This window comes from Novosphingobium rosa NBRC 15208 (genome assembly GCF_001598555.1).
Lineage (GTDB): Bacteria > Pseudomonadota > Alphaproteobacteria > Sphingomonadales > Sphingomonadaceae > Novosphingobium > Novosphingobium rosa.
In genome coordinates, this window is record NZ_BCZE01000023.1 from 1 (window position 1) to 15,252 (window position 15,252).

Consider the following 15,252-nt stretch of genomic DNA (forward strand, 5'->3'; position numbering starts at 1 on the left):
CGCATGGGCTATGCCAAACGGCTTAGCCCATGCGGCGCGACACAATCAAAGCGTGAAGCGGAGCGGGGCAAAGCGGCTTTGCCCGGCTCAAAACCTCAGTGATAGCGGCGCAGCAGCCCTGCCAGCTTGCCCTGAACCTGCACTTCGGCGGGGGGGTAATATTGCGGCTGATAGGTGGCGTTGGCCGGGTCGAGGCGGATCATGCCGCCCTCACGGCGCAGATATTTCAGCGTCGCTTCCTCGCCGCGCACCAGCGCCACCACGATCTCGCCATCGCGGGCGCTTTCGGTGCGGCGGATCAGCGCCAGATCGCCGTCGAGAATCCCGGCTTCGACCATCGAGTCGCCCGAGACTTCCAGCGCGTAATGGTCGCCCGAGCCCAGCAGGGCGGCGGGCACCGGCAGGGTGGACTGGCCTTCCAGCGCCTCGATCGGCACGCCCGCCGCAATGCGGCCATGCAGCGGGATCTCGATCACATCGTTGGCGGCGCGGGGCGCGGCAACCGGAGCGCCAGTCAAACCTGTGGAGGTCAAAGCGGCGGGGCGGGCGGGCGCTGCAACCGGCGTGCGCGGGGCTGGCGCTGTCCGCGTGCTGCTGACCACGTCCTCGGGCTGGCGCAGCACTTCAAGGGCGCGGGCGCGGTTGGGCAGGCGGCGGATAAAGCCGCGTTCCTCCAGCGCGGAAATCAGCCTGTGCACCCCCGATTTCGACTTGAGGTCGAGCGCTTCCTTCATTTCCTCGAATGAGGGGGAGACGCCATCCTCCTCCAGTCGGACCTGGATGAAGCGGAGCAATTCGTGCTGCTTGCGGGTGAGCATGCGGATGTCCTTCCTGCCGTTCCGTTCCCGAACGAACAAAGAACATTTATGCAACAATGTTGGAGCCGTCAAGCGAGGGAATGCGTGTCCAGCAGATAAATTCCCACCATTGCGCCCATTTCGGCGGCATCGGCATCGATGGGGCGATCGATCAGGCAATTGCTCGCCGCCATCGCCGCCAGAGCGCTGCTGTCACGCATGGGGTTGGGGGTGACGGTTTCGCCATTCCAACTCCCGCGCAGAAATTCCTGACGCTTGCCGCCCGCGGCCACGGGGGCGGTCAGCCGGGCGCTGGCCTTGCGGGGCAGCACAGTGCTGGCGCCCATCATGGCGCGCAACATCGGCAGCAGGAAAAAATATCCGCACACCAGCCCGGAGACCGGATTGCCCGGCAGGCCCAGCACATGGAGCGCGCCGCGCCGCGCATGCATCAGCGGCTTGCCGGGCCGCATCGCCACGCGCCAGAAGGCCAGATCCGCTCCCCATGCTTCCAGCGCCGGGCGGATCAGGTCGTGATCCCCCACCGAGGCGCCGCCCGAGGTGACGATCAGATCGGCGTCCCCGGAGGCCTCCAGAGCGGCGACCAGCGCGGGCAAATCGTCCTGCACGGGGCCGATGCGCGTCACTTCGGCGCCCAAGGCGCTCACCATTGCCGCCAGCATCGCGCCATTGCTGGCGGGGATTTGATGCGGCAGGGGTGTGACGCCGGGCGAGATCAGTTCGTCGCCGCTGTCGATGATGGTGACGCGGGGAAGGCGGCGCAGGCTCACGCTGCCATGGCCGCCCGAGATGGCCAGGGCGATCTGCGCCGGGCCGAGCCGCGTTCCGGCGGGCAGCAACGGCATGCCTTGCGTGAAATCCAGTCCTGCTCGGCGGATATGGCGGCCCGGCGGGTTGGGAGCCTCGCCGGTCAGAGTGAGATGATCGCCATCGCGCGTGACATCTTCCTGAAGCACCATGGCGTCGGCGCCTTGGGGCATCAGCGCGCCGGTGGCGATGCGGATCGCCTCGCCGGGCTGGACGGGGTGAGGCCATGGGTGGCCTGCGGCGCTTTCGCCAACCACGCGCCATGGGCCGGGCAGGTCTTGGGCGCGCATGGCATAGCCGTCCATCGCCGAGAGATCGGCGGCGGGCTGGGTGCGGCGGGCTTCCAAAGGCTCCGCCAGCCAGCGCCCGGCGGCCTGTTCGATGGGGAGGGTTTCGACCGGCAGCGGCGTGACGGTGGAGAGCAGCCTTTGCTGCGCCTCGGCCAGAGGAAGCGGGGGCATCAGGCTTGCCTGCCGGGCGCGTACCAACTGCCCGATTTGCCGCCATGCTTCTCGATCAGGCGGATGCCGGTGATCTCCATCGCTTTGTCGACCGCCTTGGCCATATCGTAGACCGTCAGCAGTGCGACCGAGACGGCGGTCAGCGCCTCCATTTCCACGCCGGTCCTGCCGGTGAGGCTGGCGCTGGCGGTGCAGCGCAAGCCTTGGCCTTCAAAAGTGAAATCCACGCTGACGGCGTCGAGCGCCAGCGGATGACACAGCGGGATCAGATCGCCGGCCTTCTTGGCGGCCATGATCCCCGCGATCCGGGCGGCGGCCAGCACATCGCCTTTGGGGATCGCGCCGTCGCGGATCGCTTCCAGTGCCTCGGCCCCCATCAGGATGCGGCCTTCCGCGATGGCGAGGCGTTTGGTGTCCGCCTTGCCGCCCACATCGACCATGCGGGCATGGCCCTGAGCATCGAGGTGGGTGAGATCGGCCATGGTCAGGCGCCGGTCAGCAGCTGGCGGGTGGCGGCCTCGACATCGGCCTGGCGCATCAGGCTTTCGCCGACCAGGAAGGTGCGGGCGTTGCTCTTGGTCAGACGCACCAGATCTTCATGGCTGTTGATGCCGCTTTCGGCCACCAGCAGCGTGCCTTCGGGCGCCAGCGGGGCGAGGCGTTCGGTGGTGGCGATGTCGGTCTTGAAGCGCTTGAGGTCGCGGTTGTTCACGCCGATGAGGCGCGAGGTGAGGCGCGCGGCGCGCTCCATCTCGGCCTCATTGTGGACCTCCACCAGCACATCCATGCCGCGTTCCAGCGCGGCGGCCTCGATCTCGGCCATCTGGGCGTCTTCCAGCGCGGCGACGATGATCAGGATGGCATCGGCGCCGATCGAGCGCGCCTCGGCCACCTGCCATGGGTCGATCATGAAGTCCTTGCGGATGACGGGCAGGGTGCAGGCGGCGCGGGCGGCGATGAGGAAATCCTCATGGCCCTGAAAATAGGGCGCGTCGGTCAGGATCGAGAGGCAGGCCGCGCCCCCGGCCTGATAGGCGCGGGCGTGGGCTGGCGGATCGAAATCGGCGCGGATCAGGCCCTTGGAGGGGCTGGCCTTCTTGATCTCGGCGATCAGGGCGAAACCATCGGCGGCCTTGGCGCGCAGGGCGGCCTCGAAGCCGCGCGGGGCGGTCTGCTGGGCGGCGCGGGCGTCGAGGTCCGACAGGCTGGCCAGCGGTTTGCGCTGCGCAACTTCTTCAGCCTTGGTGGCGCAGATTTCGGTCAGCTTGTCGGTCATCGTCGTATCCATCTTCGTTGTATCGCTCATCGGACCGCATCGATCCAGCAGTCGAGCAGCGCCTTGGCCAGACCCTTGTCGATCACCTCGGCGGCTTCCTCGACGCCTTCGCGCCAGCTGTCTACCTCGCCCGCCACGCGCAGCGCGGCAGAGGCGTTGAACAGCACGGCATCGCGATAGGGGCCTTCCTCGCCCAGCAACAGGCGCCGCAGGGCATCGGCATTGTAGGCCGCATCGCCGCCGCGCAGGGCGGTGACCGGATGCACCGGCAGGCCAACATCCTCTGCGGACACGCGATGCATGGCGATGGTGCGACCCTGCACTTCGGCGCATTCATTGCCGCCCGCCAGCGAGAGTTCGTCCAGACCCTCGTCGCCCGAGACGATAAAGCTGCGCTGCGTGCCCAAAGCCTCAAATGCCTCGGCGTAGATCGGCACATAGGCGGGGCGGGCGATGCCGACCAGCTGGCGCTGCACATTGGCCGGATTGGCCAGCGGGCCCATCAGATTGAAGATGGTGCGCTTGCCCAAAGCCTTGCGGATCGGCGCGATGGGGCCAAGTTTTGGGTGATGCGTCTGCGCGAAGAGGAAGGCGATGCCGATATCCTCGAGCGTTTCGGCGGCGCGCTCCCCGGCGTTGGCGAGGTTGAGGCCCAACGCCTCCAGCGTATCGGCGGCGCCCGCCTTGGAGCTGGCGGCGCGGTTGCCATGCTTGGCCACCGGCACGCCGCAGGCCGCGACCACCAGCGACACGGCGGTGGAGACGTTGAGCGTATGATGCCCGTCTCCGCCCGTGCCGCAGACGTCGATGGCGCCTTCGGGGCTTTCCACCGGGATCATGCGGGCGCGCATGGCCAGCGCGGCCCCGGCGATCTCGCTGGCGGTTTCGCCCCGGTCGGACAGGTCCGAGAGGAAGGCGGCGATGGTATTGGCATCCACCTGCGCGTCGAGGATGGCGGCGAAGATGGCTTCGGCCTCATCCTGCGCGAAGGGCGCCAACGTCACGGGGGGCAGGGTGCCCTGCGAGAGGATGCTCATGCCGCGCGGATCGGGGTGAGGGTTTCCGGCATGGTCACCGACATACCCGCGCTGCGCAGGAAGTTGGCCAGCATGGCGTGGCCGTGCTCTGTGGCGATGCTCTCGGGGTGGAACTGCACGCCATGGATCGGCAGGGTGGCGTGGCGGAAGCCCATCACATGGCCATCGTCGCTACGGGCGTTGACCTGCAGCGTTTCGGGGATGTCCTCCACGATCAGCGAGTGATAGCGCGTGGCGATAAAGGGCGAGGGCAGGCCGGCGAAGACGCCGGTGTCGTCATGGGTGACGGGGCTGGTCTTGCCATGCATCAGCCCGCCGCGCACCACCTTGCCGCCGAAATACTGCCCGATCGCCTGATGGCCCAGGCACACGCCCAGCAGCGGCTTACCCGCGTCCGCCGCCGCCCCGACCAGATCGAGGCTGATCCCCGCCTCATTGGGGGTGCAGGGGCCGGGCGAGATCAGAAAGCCCTGAGCGCCGGAGGAAATGGCCTGCCCGGCGGAAAGCGCATCGTTGCGCACCACCTCCACCTCGGCGCCCAATTCCAGCAGGTAGTGGACGAGGTTGAAGGTAAAGCTGTCGTAATTGTCGATAACGAGGATCATGACGAAAAACCTAGCAATGGGGGACGCGGGCGGCGATCAGGGCCGACCTCAGCGCGTCGATGATATGGGGAGCGACTTGCGTCTTGGAAATGGCGAAATAGTTGCGCGGCATCAGAACCAGCAGCAGGATGCGGTCATTCTCAAGCCATCGCTCGAACTGGAGCCAGTCCAGATTGGTGGTGGCATGCTGGTTGGCGGTGCGCAGGCCCTGGGCGTCGAAGGTGAACTGTGTGGTCTGCGCCAGCTTGGAGGCTGTGCGGAACAGTTTTCGCACCCGGAACGGCAGCAGAGCGCAGGCCAGCGCCACGCCTATGGCGATCACCGCAAGCGTGATGCCGCTGCCCCATAGCAGGCCATGCTTCACCCATGCGGGGTGCCAGCCATATTGCAGGGCATCGGGAACCACCTCCAACCCGCAATAGAACAGCCAGATCAGCGCAGACACCACGATCAGCCGCTTCCACAGCCAGCGATGCCGCGTCAGCAGCCAGCTCGCCGACAGCCAGTCCTTCTCATCGCTGACGATGGTGAAGGAATGGCTGCCGGCCTGCGGCTCGCTCATTGCCCGAAACCGGCTTCGCTCGCCACGCGCACGGCCTCGCGCGCGGCGGCGAAGAGAGCCCCGGCCTTATGCTCGCATTCGCGCTGTTCGCTGGCCGGATCGCTGTCGGCGACGATGCCCGCACCGGCCTGCACATGCATCACGCCATCCTTCACCACGGCGGTGCGCAGCACGATGCAGCTGTCCAGATTGCCGTCGGGCCCGAAATAGCCGACGCCGCCCGCATAGGCCCCGCGCGTCTCGCTCTCCAGCTCGGCGATGATCTGGCAGGCGCGCACCTTGGGAGCGCCACTGACCGTGCCCGCCGGGAACCCCGCGAAGACCGCATCGATGGCATCGTGCTTCGCCGTATCCAGCTCGCCCACCACATTGGAGACGATGTGCATCACATGGCTGTAACGCTCGATGGTGTAGCTTTCGGTGACCTTCACCGAGCCACGCGAGGCCACCCGGCCCACATCGTTGCGGCCCAGATCGAGCAGCATCAGATGCTCGGCGCGCTCCTTGGGATCGGCCAGCAGGCTGATCTCATTGGCCTTGTCTTCCTCGGCGGTCTTGCCGCGCGGGCGGGTGCCCGCGATGGGGCGGATCGTCACTTCCCCGGCGCGCACGCGCACCAGAATTTCCGGGCTGGAGCCCACCACGGCAAAGCCGGGCAGATCGAGGAAATAGAGGAAAGGCGAGGGGTTCACCCGCCGCAGCGAGCGATAGAGCGCGAAAGGCGGCAGGGTGAAGGGCGCGGTGAAGCGCTGCGCCAGCACCACCTGAAAGATATCGCCCGCCGAGATGTAATCCTTCGCCGCCTTGACCATCTCGCCATAGCGGCCCGGCTGCATCACCGGAGTCAACTGCGGCTCGGGCATCTCGGTGGTGAGATGGGCGGTGTCGGGAGTCGGCCCGGCCAGACGGCGCAGGGCATCGTCGATCCGGTCATGCGCGGCATCCAGCGCGCGTTCGGGCGGGGTGGATGAGGGCCAGATCGGCGCGATCACGAAAAGCTCGTCGCTCAGCCGGTCGAAGACCAGAATGAGGCGCGGGCGCACGAAGAGCATATCGGGCAGATCGAGCTCGCTCTGCGCCGGGCGGGGCAGGTTTTCCACGAGGCCAAAGGTCTCGTAACCGAAATAGCCGACCAGACAGGCCAGCGCCGGAGGCAATTCGGACGGCACATCGATATGGCAGGCCGCCACCAGCGCGCGCAGCTCGGTCAGCGGATCGGCACCCAGCGGCTCGAAAGCGGCGCGGTCATGCTGCCAGATGCGGTTGATCTGCGCCTTCTTGCCGACAGCGCGAAACACCAGATCGGGATCGAGGCCCAGCAGGCTGTAGCGCCCGCGCACCTCGCCGCCCTGCACCGATTCGAGCAGGAAATCGCCGCGACCGCTCTGGATCAGCTTGGCGCCCGCGCCCACCGGCGTTTCGGTATCGGCAATGATGCGACGCCAGACCAGCGCCGGCTTGCCTTCGCGCAGGGCGGCAAGGGCTGCCTCCTGGTTGTCGGGGCGGGCGGTGGTGCTGATCTGGGTCATGGTTCCGTTTTCTTGGGTTGGTGGAGGGAAAAGCGGGCTCAGTTGCCCGCCAGTTGCTTGGCGATGCCGTTGATCGCGGCCTCGTTACGGGTGGCGCCCACATCGGCGCGGATCGCGCGGCGCAGGGAATCGCCATATTCGCGGCCCATCAGGCTGGCCAGTTCGCGCTTGGCGTCGCTCACCAGCTGGTCGTCGGGCTTCACCGGGGTGGTGGTGATGTCCTTCAGCTGCACCACCAGCCAGCCACGGCCGCCCGGCAGTGGCAACAGCTTGGTGCTGCCCTTGGCCATCGAGAAGAACAGGCCCATGGCGGGCGGCAGCTGGCCCTGCTGGGCCTGCAGCTGCTCACGGCCCAGCGAGAGCGCCTGCACCGGAGGCAGCTTGACGCCCAGCCCGGCGACCGTCGCGCCCAGCTCGCCACCATGCTTCACCTTGTCCAGCACGCGCAGCGCGGCATTCTTGGCGGCCTGAGCGCCCTTTTCCATCTGGATCGCGGCGATCACGGCAGGCTTCACGCGGTCGAGCGGCAGCGGGGCGGCCTGCACGATGCTGTCCACATCGAACATCAGGAATTTCTTGCCCGGCTCGATCTCGGCCAGCTGGGGCGCATGGTCACGCTCCATGGCGAAGGCGGCGGCGACAGCCTTGGTCAGCTCGGGCGGGGCCTTCTGCTGGGGGTTGCCGAAGACCGTGCCATCGGCGTTGAGCGCCGGGGTGGCGGTGAGCGTCACGCCCAGCTCCTTGGCGGCATCGCTGAGCGCGCCGCCCTTGGAGAAGCTGTCATCGATCTTCGAGGTCACGCTGGCCAGCGCGGCCTTGCGCTTGTCGGCCAGCAGGGCCGCGGCGATCTCGCCCTTGGCCTGATCCAGCGTGCGTGCGGGCTTCACGATGATCTCGTCCACGCGCACCACGGCATAGCCCAGCAGGCCCTTCACCGGGGCGGGCAGCACGCCCTTGGGCGCGGCAAAAGCGGCGTTGGCGATGTCCTGCGAGGTCTGCGTGGCCAGCGCGGGCTTGGCCACCGGGCCGACATTGGCCACCGAGAGGCCGCGCGCCTTGGCGGCGGCGTCCAGCGTGGTGCCCTTGGCGGTTTCGGCGATCAGCGCCTTGGCGGCGGCCTCGGTCGGCAGGATCAGCTGGCTGATCTTGCGCGTTTCGCTGGCTTCATACTGTGCCTTGTCGGTGTTGTAGCGCTGGGCGATTTCGGCATCGCTCGGCGCGGCCACGTTCTTGGCCACGCTGTCATCGAAGGTGGCATAGCGAATCACGCGGTGTTCGGGCTGGTTGAAGAACAGCTTGTGGTCATTGTACCAGCCGGCCACCTCGGCATCGCTGGGCGGGGTGGTGGGCGCAAAGGCCTGCGAGGGCAGCGCCGCGACCGAGCCGTTGCGATGATCCTTCAGCAGCGTGGCATAGCGCAGCGCGGCTTCCACCGGCGTCACCGTGCCCAGCTGGGCGGGCGAGAGCAGCTCGCGGGCGACCAGACCCTGCGCGATATCCTCACGCACATCCTTGTCGGTCAGATTGCGCTGCTGGAGCATCTGGCGGTAGCTGGCATCGGCGAACTTGCCGTCCGGCCCCTGCAGCGAGGGGATCTTGGCCAGCTCGCTGTCGACCAGACGCTTGCCGGCAACGATGCCGTTCTTCTCGCCGAACGCCAGCAGGGCGGTGCGGTCGACCATCTGGTCGATCACCTGGGTCAGGCCGTTCTGCGCCAGAAAATCGCGCATCGTCACCTTGGGATTGTCCTGACGGGCGATCTCCACGGCCTGCTGGGCCTGTTTCAGCACCTGCGTGCCGGTGATCGTGGTCGAGCCGACCTTGGCGACCGTCTCGCCCGATCCGCCGCCGCTCACCAGATTGCTGGCCACGTCGCTGGCGGCGAAACCGCCCACGATCAGCACCAGAAAGGCGATGGCGATGCCCACACCCAGCGAGGATTTGAAGATGTTGCGAAAGAACTGAAGCATCGGCCAACCTTAATCCAACCGCCCGCCCCGTGCCAGCGGCGCGCGCCCGGCACAGGACGACGCGCCCCGAACCGGGCGAACATATGGCCCGGGGCTTTAGAGCGCCTTGCCCGTTCCCGCAATGGTCTGCCCGCAATGGTCCATTTATGGACTGTGCGCTTGCAGCAAGGACTTGCATTGCGCGCCGTTTGCTGATTATGCATACCTATGCGGAGGCGAATTTCGATGTTATCGCTCCGGACATGCGGTAAATTTTGCGGCAAGGGCCTCACGGCGCTCCACTCTGTGTTGAGCGTTTTCGCCCGCGCCGCGACCACCGGTGTCGGCCAGACCGACGCCCAACCGAGGGAACGACATTCGATGGCGCTCAGGCCGTATATTGTGGGGAACTGGAAGATGAACGGCCTGCGCGGCGCTCTGGCCGAGGCAAGGGCGATCGACCGGCTGGCCCAGCGGCACCCCGGCGTCGAGATCGCCCTCGCGCCGCCTGCCACGCTGCTTTACGCCGTGGCGCATGAGGCGCAGCATATCGGCGTGGGCGCGCAAAATGCCCATACCGGCGAGAGCGGGGCGTTCACCGGTGAGGTCTCCGCCTCCATGCTGGCCGATTCCGGCGCGCGTTTCGTGATCGTGGGCCATTCGGAGCGGCGCTGGCAGCAGGGCGAGGATGATTCGCTGGTGCGCGCCAAGGCCGAGGCGGTGCTGGCTGCCGGCATGCAGGCGGTGGTCTGCGTCGGCGAGAATGAGGACAAGCGGCTCGAAGGTCTGGCCGTGGCGACGGTGACGGCGCAATTGCGCGCCTCGCTGCCGCAGGTGCCCGGGGCCGCGGCGCATCTGGTGATCGGCTATGAGCCGGTCTGGGCCATCGGCACGGGCCGCGTGCCCACGGTGGCGGATGTGGGGGCGATGCACCGCGCCATTCGCGCCACGCTGGTCGAGGTTTATGGCGAAGCGGGGCAGGGCGTGCGCATCCTTTACGGCGGCTCGGTCACGCCCGAGAATGCCGCGCAGCTGCTCGCCGCAGAAGATGTCGGCGGGGCGCTGGTGGGCGGCGCAAGCCTGACGGCGGAGCGTTTTTCCGGCATCATTCTGGCCGCCGCCGCGCTGGTCGAGGCCTGACCGTCACCCGACTGTGCCATAATAGTTGCTAAAATCGCCCGGCCACGCCTTGCGCTTGGTGCGCCGCGCGCCTAGATGCGCCAGCGATTTTAATCCGTTTTTCGCGATGAGAGCCTGTTCATGTCCTCCCTGTTTCTGTTCCTGACGGTCGTGCAGGCCCTGATTACCATTCTGCTGGTCGTCGTGATCCTGATCCAGAAGTCGGAAGGCGGCGGGCTGGGCGTGGGCGGCAGCCCCTCCGGCTTCATGTCGGCACGCGGCGCTGCCGATTTCATGACGCGCATGACCCAGGTGCTGGGCGGCCTGTTCGTGGCGCTCTCGATCATTCTGGCGGCTCTGGCGGTCAAGAGCAGCACGGGCGAGACGGTCGATGATTCGCTCAACCGTGCCGTCCCCACCGCTCCGGTCTCGGCGCCTGCCGATCCGCTGGGCAAGACCCAGCCTTCCGCCACGCCGTCGAGCGCTGCCCCCGCGGCGCCGCTCGATCCGCTGGCCGGCGCGGCCAAAAAGTAAGCATTCCAGCATGATGCCCGCCCGCCCCTCCGACAGTCGGTGGGGCGGGCGGAGCCTTGTGTGCGATACACGGTCCACGCAACTGTGGATTCATTCCCGGGCAGGCGTCGATGGCGCTTGTCTTTCCCCCCTCCTCACGATTAAGGCGCGATTCCCATGACGCGGTATATTTTCATCACCGGCGGTGTGGTTTCCTCGCTCGGCAAAGGCCTTATGGCGGCGAGCCTCGCAGCGCTTCTCCAAGCACGCGGCTTCAAGGTCCGCATTCGCAAGTTCGATCCCTATCTCAACGTCGATCCGGGCACGATGAGCCCGTATCAGCACGGCGAGGTCTTTGTGACCGACGATGGCGCCGAGACGGACCTCGACCTGGGCCATTACGAACGCTTCACGGGGGTTTCGGCCCGCAAGAGCGACAACATCACCTCGGGCCGGATCTATCAGTCCGTCATCGCCAAGGAGCGCCGTGGCGACTATCTGGGCGCGACGGTGCAGGTGATCCCGCATGTGACCGACGCCATCAAGAATTTCGCCCAGGAAGAGACCGAGGGTCTGGACTTCGTGCTCTGCGAGATCGGCGGCACGGTGGGCGACATCGAGGGCCTGCCCTTCATGGAGGCCATCCGCCAGCTGCGCAACGATCTGGGCCGCGAGCAGACCTGCTTTGCCCATGTCACGCTGGTGCCCTACATCGCCGCTGCCGGCGAGCTGAAGACCAAGCCCACGCAGCACAGCGTGCGCGAGCTGACCAGCCTGGGCATTCAGCCCGACATCCTGCTGTGCCGCTGCGAGCATCCGCTGCCCGAGAATGAGCGCGCCAAGATCGCCCTCTTCTGCAACGTGCGCAAGGAAGCGGTGATCCCCGCGCTGGACGCGCCGAACATCTATGCCGTGCCGATCCAGTACCACAATGAGGGTTTGGACGCGGCGGTGCTGCATCACTTCGGCCTGACGGCCCCCACGCCCGATCTGACCGGCTGGGAAGGCATCACCAAGTCCTACGCCAACCCCGAGGGTGAGGTCACCATCGGCGTGGTCGGCAAGTATGTCGTGCTGCAGGACGCCTACAAGAGCCTGAATGAGGCGCTGGTGCATGGTGGTCTGGCCAACAAGGTGAAGGTCCATATCAAGTGGATCGATGCGGAAATCTTCGAGAAGGGTGACGAGGAAATCGCCGCCACTCTGGAGCCGCTTCACGGCGTGCTGGTCCCCGGCGGCTTTGGCGAGCGCGGCACGGAAGGCAAGATCGCGGCGGTGCGCTTCGCCCGTGAGCGCAAGGTGCCCTTCTTCGGCATCTGCCTTGGCATGCAGATGGCCTGCATCGAGGGCGCGCGCAACACGGCGGGCTTCGCTTCGGCCTCCTCGACCGAATTTGGCGAAACGTCCGAGCCGGTCGTCGGCATCATCACCGAATGGATGAGCGAAGAGGGCCTGCAGACCCGCCATGCCGACACCGATCTGGGCGGCACGATGCGTCTGGGCGCCTATGAGGCCAAGCTGGCGGGCAACAGCCATGTCGCCACCATCTATGGCAGCGAGACCATCTCGGAGCGTCACCGCCACCGTTACGAGGTGAACAGCCATTACCGCGAGGCGCTGGAGCAGGGCGGTCTGGTCTTCTCCGGCATGTCGCCCGATGGGCTGCTGCCCGAAATCGTCGAGCGCCCGGATCATCCGTGGTTCGTGGGCGTGCAGTTCCACCCGGAACTCAAGAGCCGCCCTTTCGAGCCGCATCCGCTGTTCGCCGGTTTCATCAGCGCGGCTGTGCGTCAGGCGCGTCTGGTCTGATGGATCGATAAAGGGTTGGGCGTGATCGAAAAAACCTTCGATCGCGCCCATCCGGTCTTTGGCGGCGACGGAACGCGGATCTGCCGCCTTGCCTCACGCCAAAGGCGGCGATAGTTTAGACAAGATATCGCGGGTTTGAGCGGAATTTTCCTGTTCGCTCGTGAAAGAATAAGGCGCATGCAGACGCCGGAAAGATGAAGATCGCCTGGCGATCTTTCGGGAGAGGATGCTTACAAGGTCTGCACCTTCAGCAGGCCGGTGATGAGACGCAATGCGTGGCCACCGCCCGGTTGGCCACGGTTCCATGATATGAGCATTTGAACGGGTTTATGGCTCGTTCCGCGCGAGCGGTCTTTAGCGACCCGGATCGCTCTTGGGGGAACGTGGCGGCGCCAATGCCGTGGGGGTGAGTCTTTCCCGGACTCACCCCCGAATTGTTTCTGGGAAAGATGTAGGGGCCCGAACAGCGCCGGGCCCGGATCGATTTACGCCGCGTCGGCCTCGCTGCTGGCGCCGCCGCCGTCGATCACGCTGAGCGGCTGGGTGCCGCCGATGGCGATCTTGCGGGGCTTCATCGCCTCGGGCACTTCGCGGACCAGGTCGATCACCAGCAGGCCGTCTTCCAGCCCGGCGCTCTCGACGCGGACGAAATCGGCCAGTTCGAAGCGGCGCTCGAAACCGCGCTGGGCGATGCCGAGGTGGAGGAACTGCCCGGTGTTCTGGGCTTCCTCAGCCTTGCGGCCCTGGATCACCAGCAGATTCTGCTGAGCGGTGATATCGATTTCGGCGGATTTGAAACCGGCGACGGCGAGCGTGATGCGATAGGCATCTTCATCGCGGCGCTCGATGTTGAAGGGGGGGTAATTGTCCCCGCTGTTGGCGCGCGCATTGTTTTCCAGCAGGTCGAACAGGCGGTCGAAACCCACGGTGCTGCGGCGATAGGGGGTGAAATCCAGACGGTTCATACGGTAAAATCCTCTTTGCTTTGAGCAATTTCACAAATGTGAGGCCCGAAAGGCGCCTCGATGCTTGTGCCATCCCCGGTGGGCCATGACACACAACGGAAGGTATGATAGCCGCTTGGCATTTCAAGCCCCCCACCTACATGGGGCATGACGATTTTGCTCAAGTGAGGATCTGCCCATGACCGCCAAGGTTGAAATCTACACCCAGTGGGGCTGTGGCTATTGCGTGCGCGCCAAGGCGCTGCTGGACAGCAAGGGCGTTGCCTATACCGAATATGACACCTCGATGGACACGGGCAAGCGCCGCGAGATGGTCGAGCGCAAACCCGATGCGCGCACCGTGCCGCAGATCTTCATCGACGATGCGGCGATTGGCGGATCGGATGATCTCCATGCGCTGGACCGCGCGGGCAAGCTCGACGCGATGCTGGGCCTGTAAGCCATGGCGCGGGTGGCCCTGTTCCAGATGACCTCGGGCATCGACCCGCAGGCCAATGCCGATGCCATCGACCAGGCGGTGGCCGAAGCGAAGGCAGGCGGGGCGGAGATGCTCTTCACCCCCGAGATGTGCGGGTTGATCGACAAGGACCGCACCCGCGCCCGCGCCAGCATCCGCAAGGAAGCCGATGACGTGGTGCTGGCCGCCGCGCGCAAGGCGGCGGCGGAGCATGGGATCTGGGTGGCGCTTGGCTCGCTGGCGATCGACCGCGAGGGTGAGGAAGGCGCGGATGGCCGCTATGCCAACCGCACCTTCGTGATCGACGACAAGGGTGCGATCGCCGCGCGCTATGACAAGATGCATATGTTCGACGTCGATCTCGCCACTGGCGAGCGCTGGCGCGAATCCGCCGCCTATGCTCCGGGCGAGGGGGCCGTGGTGGTGGAGACGCCGCTGGGCCGCCTTGGGCTGGCGATCTGTTACGATCTGCGCTTCCCGGCGCTGTTCGAGGCGCTGGGGCAGGCGCGCTGCGATGTGATCGCCATTCCCGCCGCCTTCACCGTGCCCACGGGTGGGGCCCATTGGCATCTGCTTCAGCGCGCACGCGCGGTGGAGGCCAGCGCCTGGGTGGTCTCGGCGGCTCAGGTGGGCACCCATGAGGATGGGCGCGCCACCTATGGTCACAGCCTGGTGGTCGATCCCTGGGGCGGGGTGGCGCTGGATATGGGCGGAGAGGTGGCGGGCGTCGCCTTTGCCGAAATCGATCCGGCCCGCACCGCCGAGGTGCGCGCGCAACTGCCCAGCCTTGGCAACCGGCGCCCGGTGGGAGCCGCGCAGGTCTCATGATTGTCTACGATCTGCAATGCGAGGATGGCGGCCACAAGTTCGAGGGCTGGTTCGGCTCCTCGGGCGATTTCGACGGGCAGCAGGCGCGCGGGCTGATTGCCTGCCCCGATTGCGGCAGCGCGCGGGTGAGCAAGGCGCTGATGGCGCCCAATCTGGGCCGCAAGGGCAATCAGAAGACCGGGGGCCCCGCAAAGGTTCCTGCCGCGTCTGCTGTGGCGTCGCCGCCCCCTGAGTTGTCGCCCGAAGCCAAGGCCATGCTGCAGGCGGTGGCCGCGCTTCAGGCCGAGGCGATCAAATCCTCGCGCTGGGTGGGCGATGGTTTCGCCAAGGATGCCCGCGCCATGCATTATGGCGAGAAGGAAAGCGCCCCCATCCATGGCCGCGCCAGCGCCGAGGATGTGCAGGAGATGCTTGAGGAAGGCATCGGCATAGCGCCGCTGCTGATCCCGGTCGCGCCGCCGGAAGAGATCAATTGAAACGCCGGGCGGGATCGAAGCGCGACTGAACCGTTGCCATG

16 protein-coding genes are annotated in these 15,252 nt (G+C 66.5%); 6 read left to right on the forward strand and 10 right to left on the reverse strand.

Annotation, left to right across the window (positions count from 1 at the left end; genetic code table 11):
* Nucleotides 1–95: 95 nt before the first annotated feature.
* The 9 genes from lexA to SR3_RS09265 all read right to left on the reverse strand — a co-directional run bounded on the left by lexA (nt 96) and on the right by SR3_RS09265 (nt 9,065).
* Nucleotides 96–818, reverse strand: coding sequence for a transcriptional repressor LexA (gene lexA / locus SR3_RS09225; RefSeq protein WP_068084211.1), 723 nt, complete (start codon nt 816–818; stop codon nt 96–98).
* A gap of 68 nt (nt 819–886) precedes the next feature.
* Nucleotides 887–2,086: a molybdopterin molybdotransferase MoeA gene (locus SR3_RS09230; protein WP_068084214.1), complete on the reverse strand. Its 1,200-nt coding sequence runs from the start codon at nt 2,084–2,086 to the stop codon at nt 887–889.
* Nucleotides 2,086–2,568 carry a cyclic pyranopterin monophosphate synthase MoaC gene (gene moaC / locus SR3_RS09235; RefSeq protein WP_068084217.1) on the reverse strand — a complete coding sequence of 161 codons (483 nt, stop codon included), beginning with the start codon at nt 2,566–2,568 and terminating at the stop codon, nt 2,086–2,088. The genes SR3_RS09230 and moaC overlap by 1 nt, the downstream gene beginning before the upstream one ends.
* 2 nt (nt 2,569–2,570) lie before the next feature.
* The gene (gene trpC, locus SR3_RS09240) at nt 2,571–3,362 is read right to left on the reverse strand and encodes an indole-3-glycerol phosphate synthase TrpC (protein ID WP_068084220.1); all 792 of its coding nucleotides are present in this window, start codon (nt 3,360–3,362) and stop codon (nt 2,571–2,573) included.
* Nucleotides 3,363–3,388: 26 nt separating this feature from the next.
* The gene (trpD, locus tag SR3_RS09245; RefSeq protein ID WP_068084223.1) at nt 3,389–4,399 is read right to left on the reverse strand and encodes an anthranilate phosphoribosyltransferase; all 1,011 of its coding nucleotides are present in this window, start codon (nt 4,397–4,399) and stop codon (nt 3,389–3,391) included.
* A complete protein-coding gene (locus tag SR3_RS09250) occupies nt 4,396–5,004 on the reverse strand; it encodes an anthranilate synthase component II (protein ID WP_068084226.1) in 609 nt (202 codons plus the stop codon). Before SR3_RS09250 ends, trpD begins: the two co-directional genes overlap by 4 nt.
* 10 nt (nt 5,005–5,014) lie before the next feature.
* Complete coding sequence (locus SR3_RS09255; protein WP_068084229.1) at nt 5,015–5,566, reverse strand: YcxB family protein; 552 nt, start codon at nt 5,564–5,566, stop codon at nt 5,015–5,017.
* The gene (trpE, locus tag SR3_RS09260; RefSeq protein WP_068084232.1) at nt 5,563–7,095 is read right to left on the reverse strand and encodes an anthranilate synthase component I; all 1,533 of its coding nucleotides are present in this window, start codon (nt 7,093–7,095) and stop codon (nt 5,563–5,565) included. Before trpE ends, SR3_RS09255 begins: the two co-directional genes overlap by 4 nt.
* 38 nt (nt 7,096–7,133) lie before the next feature.
* Nucleotides 7,134–9,065 carry a peptidylprolyl isomerase gene (locus SR3_RS09265; protein ID WP_068084235.1) on the reverse strand — a complete coding sequence of 644 codons (1,932 nt, stop codon included), beginning with the start codon at nt 9,063–9,065 and terminating at the stop codon, nt 7,134–7,136.
* 360 nt (nt 9,066–9,425) lie between these two features.
* On the opposite strand from SR3_RS09265, the gene tpiA reads away from it, so the two are divergent.
* The 3 genes from tpiA (at nt 9,426) to SR3_RS09280 (ending at nt 12,485) form a co-directional block, all read left to right on the forward strand.
* On the forward strand, nt 9,426–10,184 hold the full coding sequence (tpiA, locus tag SR3_RS09270; RefSeq protein WP_068084238.1) for a triose-phosphate isomerase: 759 nt from the start codon (nt 9,426–9,428) through the stop codon (nt 10,182–10,184).
* Between the two features lie 129 nt (nt 10,185–10,313).
* On the forward strand, nt 10,314–10,697 hold the full coding sequence (gene secG / locus SR3_RS09275; RefSeq protein WP_068084434.1) for a preprotein translocase subunit SecG: 384 nt from the start codon (nt 10,314–10,316) through the stop codon (nt 10,695–10,697).
* A 156-nt stretch (nt 10,698–10,853) separates the two neighbouring features.
* Nucleotides 10,854–12,485, forward strand: a complete 1,632-nt coding sequence (locus SR3_RS09280) for a CTP synthase (protein ID WP_068084241.1) — start codon at nt 10,854–10,856, stop codon at nt 12,483–12,485.
* A gap of 485 nt (nt 12,486–12,970) precedes the next feature.
* Here SR3_RS09280 and SR3_RS09285 read toward each other — a convergent pair whose 3' ends face one another.
* Nucleotides 12,971–13,450, reverse strand: coding sequence for an Hsp20 family protein (locus tag SR3_RS09285; RefSeq protein ID WP_068084244.1), 480 nt, complete (start codon nt 13,448–13,450; stop codon nt 12,971–12,973).
* Nucleotides 13,451–13,628: 178 nt separating this feature from the next.
* Between SR3_RS09285 and grxC the strand changes: the two genes are divergently transcribed.
* Genes grxC through SR3_RS09300 form a run of 3 tightly spaced genes read left to right on the forward strand, consistent with a single transcriptional unit; the run spans nt 13,629 to nt 15,211 of the window.
* Nucleotides 13,629–13,889, forward strand: coding sequence for a glutaredoxin 3 (gene grxC / locus SR3_RS09290; protein ID WP_068084247.1), 261 nt, complete (start codon nt 13,629–13,631; stop codon nt 13,887–13,889).
* A gap of 3 nt (nt 13,890–13,892) precedes the next feature.
* On the forward strand, nt 13,893–14,735 hold the full coding sequence (locus SR3_RS09295) for a carbon-nitrogen hydrolase family protein (RefSeq protein ID WP_068084250.1): 843 nt from the start codon (nt 13,893–13,895) through the stop codon (nt 14,733–14,735).
* The gene (locus SR3_RS09300) at nt 14,732–15,211 is read left to right on the forward strand and encodes a DUF1178 family protein (RefSeq protein ID WP_068084253.1); all 480 of its coding nucleotides are present in this window, start codon (nt 14,732–14,734) and stop codon (nt 15,209–15,211) included. The genes SR3_RS09295 and SR3_RS09300 overlap by 4 nt, the downstream gene beginning before the upstream one ends.
* Nucleotides 15,212–15,252: the final 41 nt, after the last annotated feature.

Coding starts and splice junctions, on each gene's coding strand:
- lexA (WP_068084211.1), bottom strand. CDS start 818: ATGCTCACCCGCAAGCAGCACGAATTGCTCCGCTTCATCCAGGTCCGA.
- trpD (WP_068084223.1), bottom strand. CDS start 4,399: ATGAGCATCCTCTCGCAGGGCACCCTGCCCCCCGTGACGTTGGCGCCC.
- trpE (WP_068084232.1), bottom strand. CDS start 7,095: ATGACCCAGATCAGCACCACCGCCCGCCCCGACAACCAGGAGGCAGCC.
- tpiA (WP_068084238.1), top strand. CDS start 9,426: ATGGCGCTCAGGCCGTATATTGTGGGGAACTGGAAGATGAACGGCCTG.
- SR3_RS09285 (WP_068084244.1), bottom strand. CDS start 13,450: ATGAACCGTCTGGATTTCACCCCCTATCGCCGCAGCACCGTGGGTTTC.
- SR3_RS09250 (WP_068084226.1), bottom strand. CDS start 5,004: ATGATCCTCGTTATCGACAATTACGACAGCTTTACCTTCAACCTCGTC.
- grxC (WP_068084247.1), top strand. CDS start 13,629: ATGACCGCCAAGGTTGAAATCTACACCCAGTGGGGCTGTGGCTATTGC.
- SR3_RS09295 (WP_068084250.1), top strand. CDS start 13,893: ATGGCGCGGGTGGCCCTGTTCCAGATGACCTCGGGCATCGACCCGCAG.
- SR3_RS09255 (WP_068084229.1), bottom strand. CDS start 5,566: ATGAGCGAGCCGCAGGCCGGCAGCCATTCCTTCACCATCGTCAGCGAT.
- SR3_RS09300 (WP_068084253.1), top strand. CDS start 14,732: ATGATTGTCTACGATCTGCAATGCGAGGATGGCGGCCACAAGTTCGAG.
- moaC (WP_068084217.1), bottom strand. CDS start 2,568: ATGGCCGATCTCACCCACCTCGATGCTCAGGGCCATGCCCGCATGGTC.
- SR3_RS09280 (WP_068084241.1), top strand. CDS start 10,854: ATGACGCGGTATATTTTCATCACCGGCGGTGTGGTTTCCTCGCTCGGC.
- trpC (WP_068084220.1), bottom strand. CDS start 3,362: ATGACCGACAAGCTGACCGAAATCTGCGCCACCAAGGCTGAAGAAGTT.
- SR3_RS09265 (WP_068084235.1), bottom strand. CDS start 9,065: ATGCTTCAGTTCTTTCGCAACATCTTCAAATCCTCGCTGGGTGTGGGC.
- SR3_RS09230 (WP_068084214.1), bottom strand. CDS start 2,086: ATGCCCCCGCTTCCTCTGGCCGAGGCGCAGCAAAGGCTGCTCTCCACC.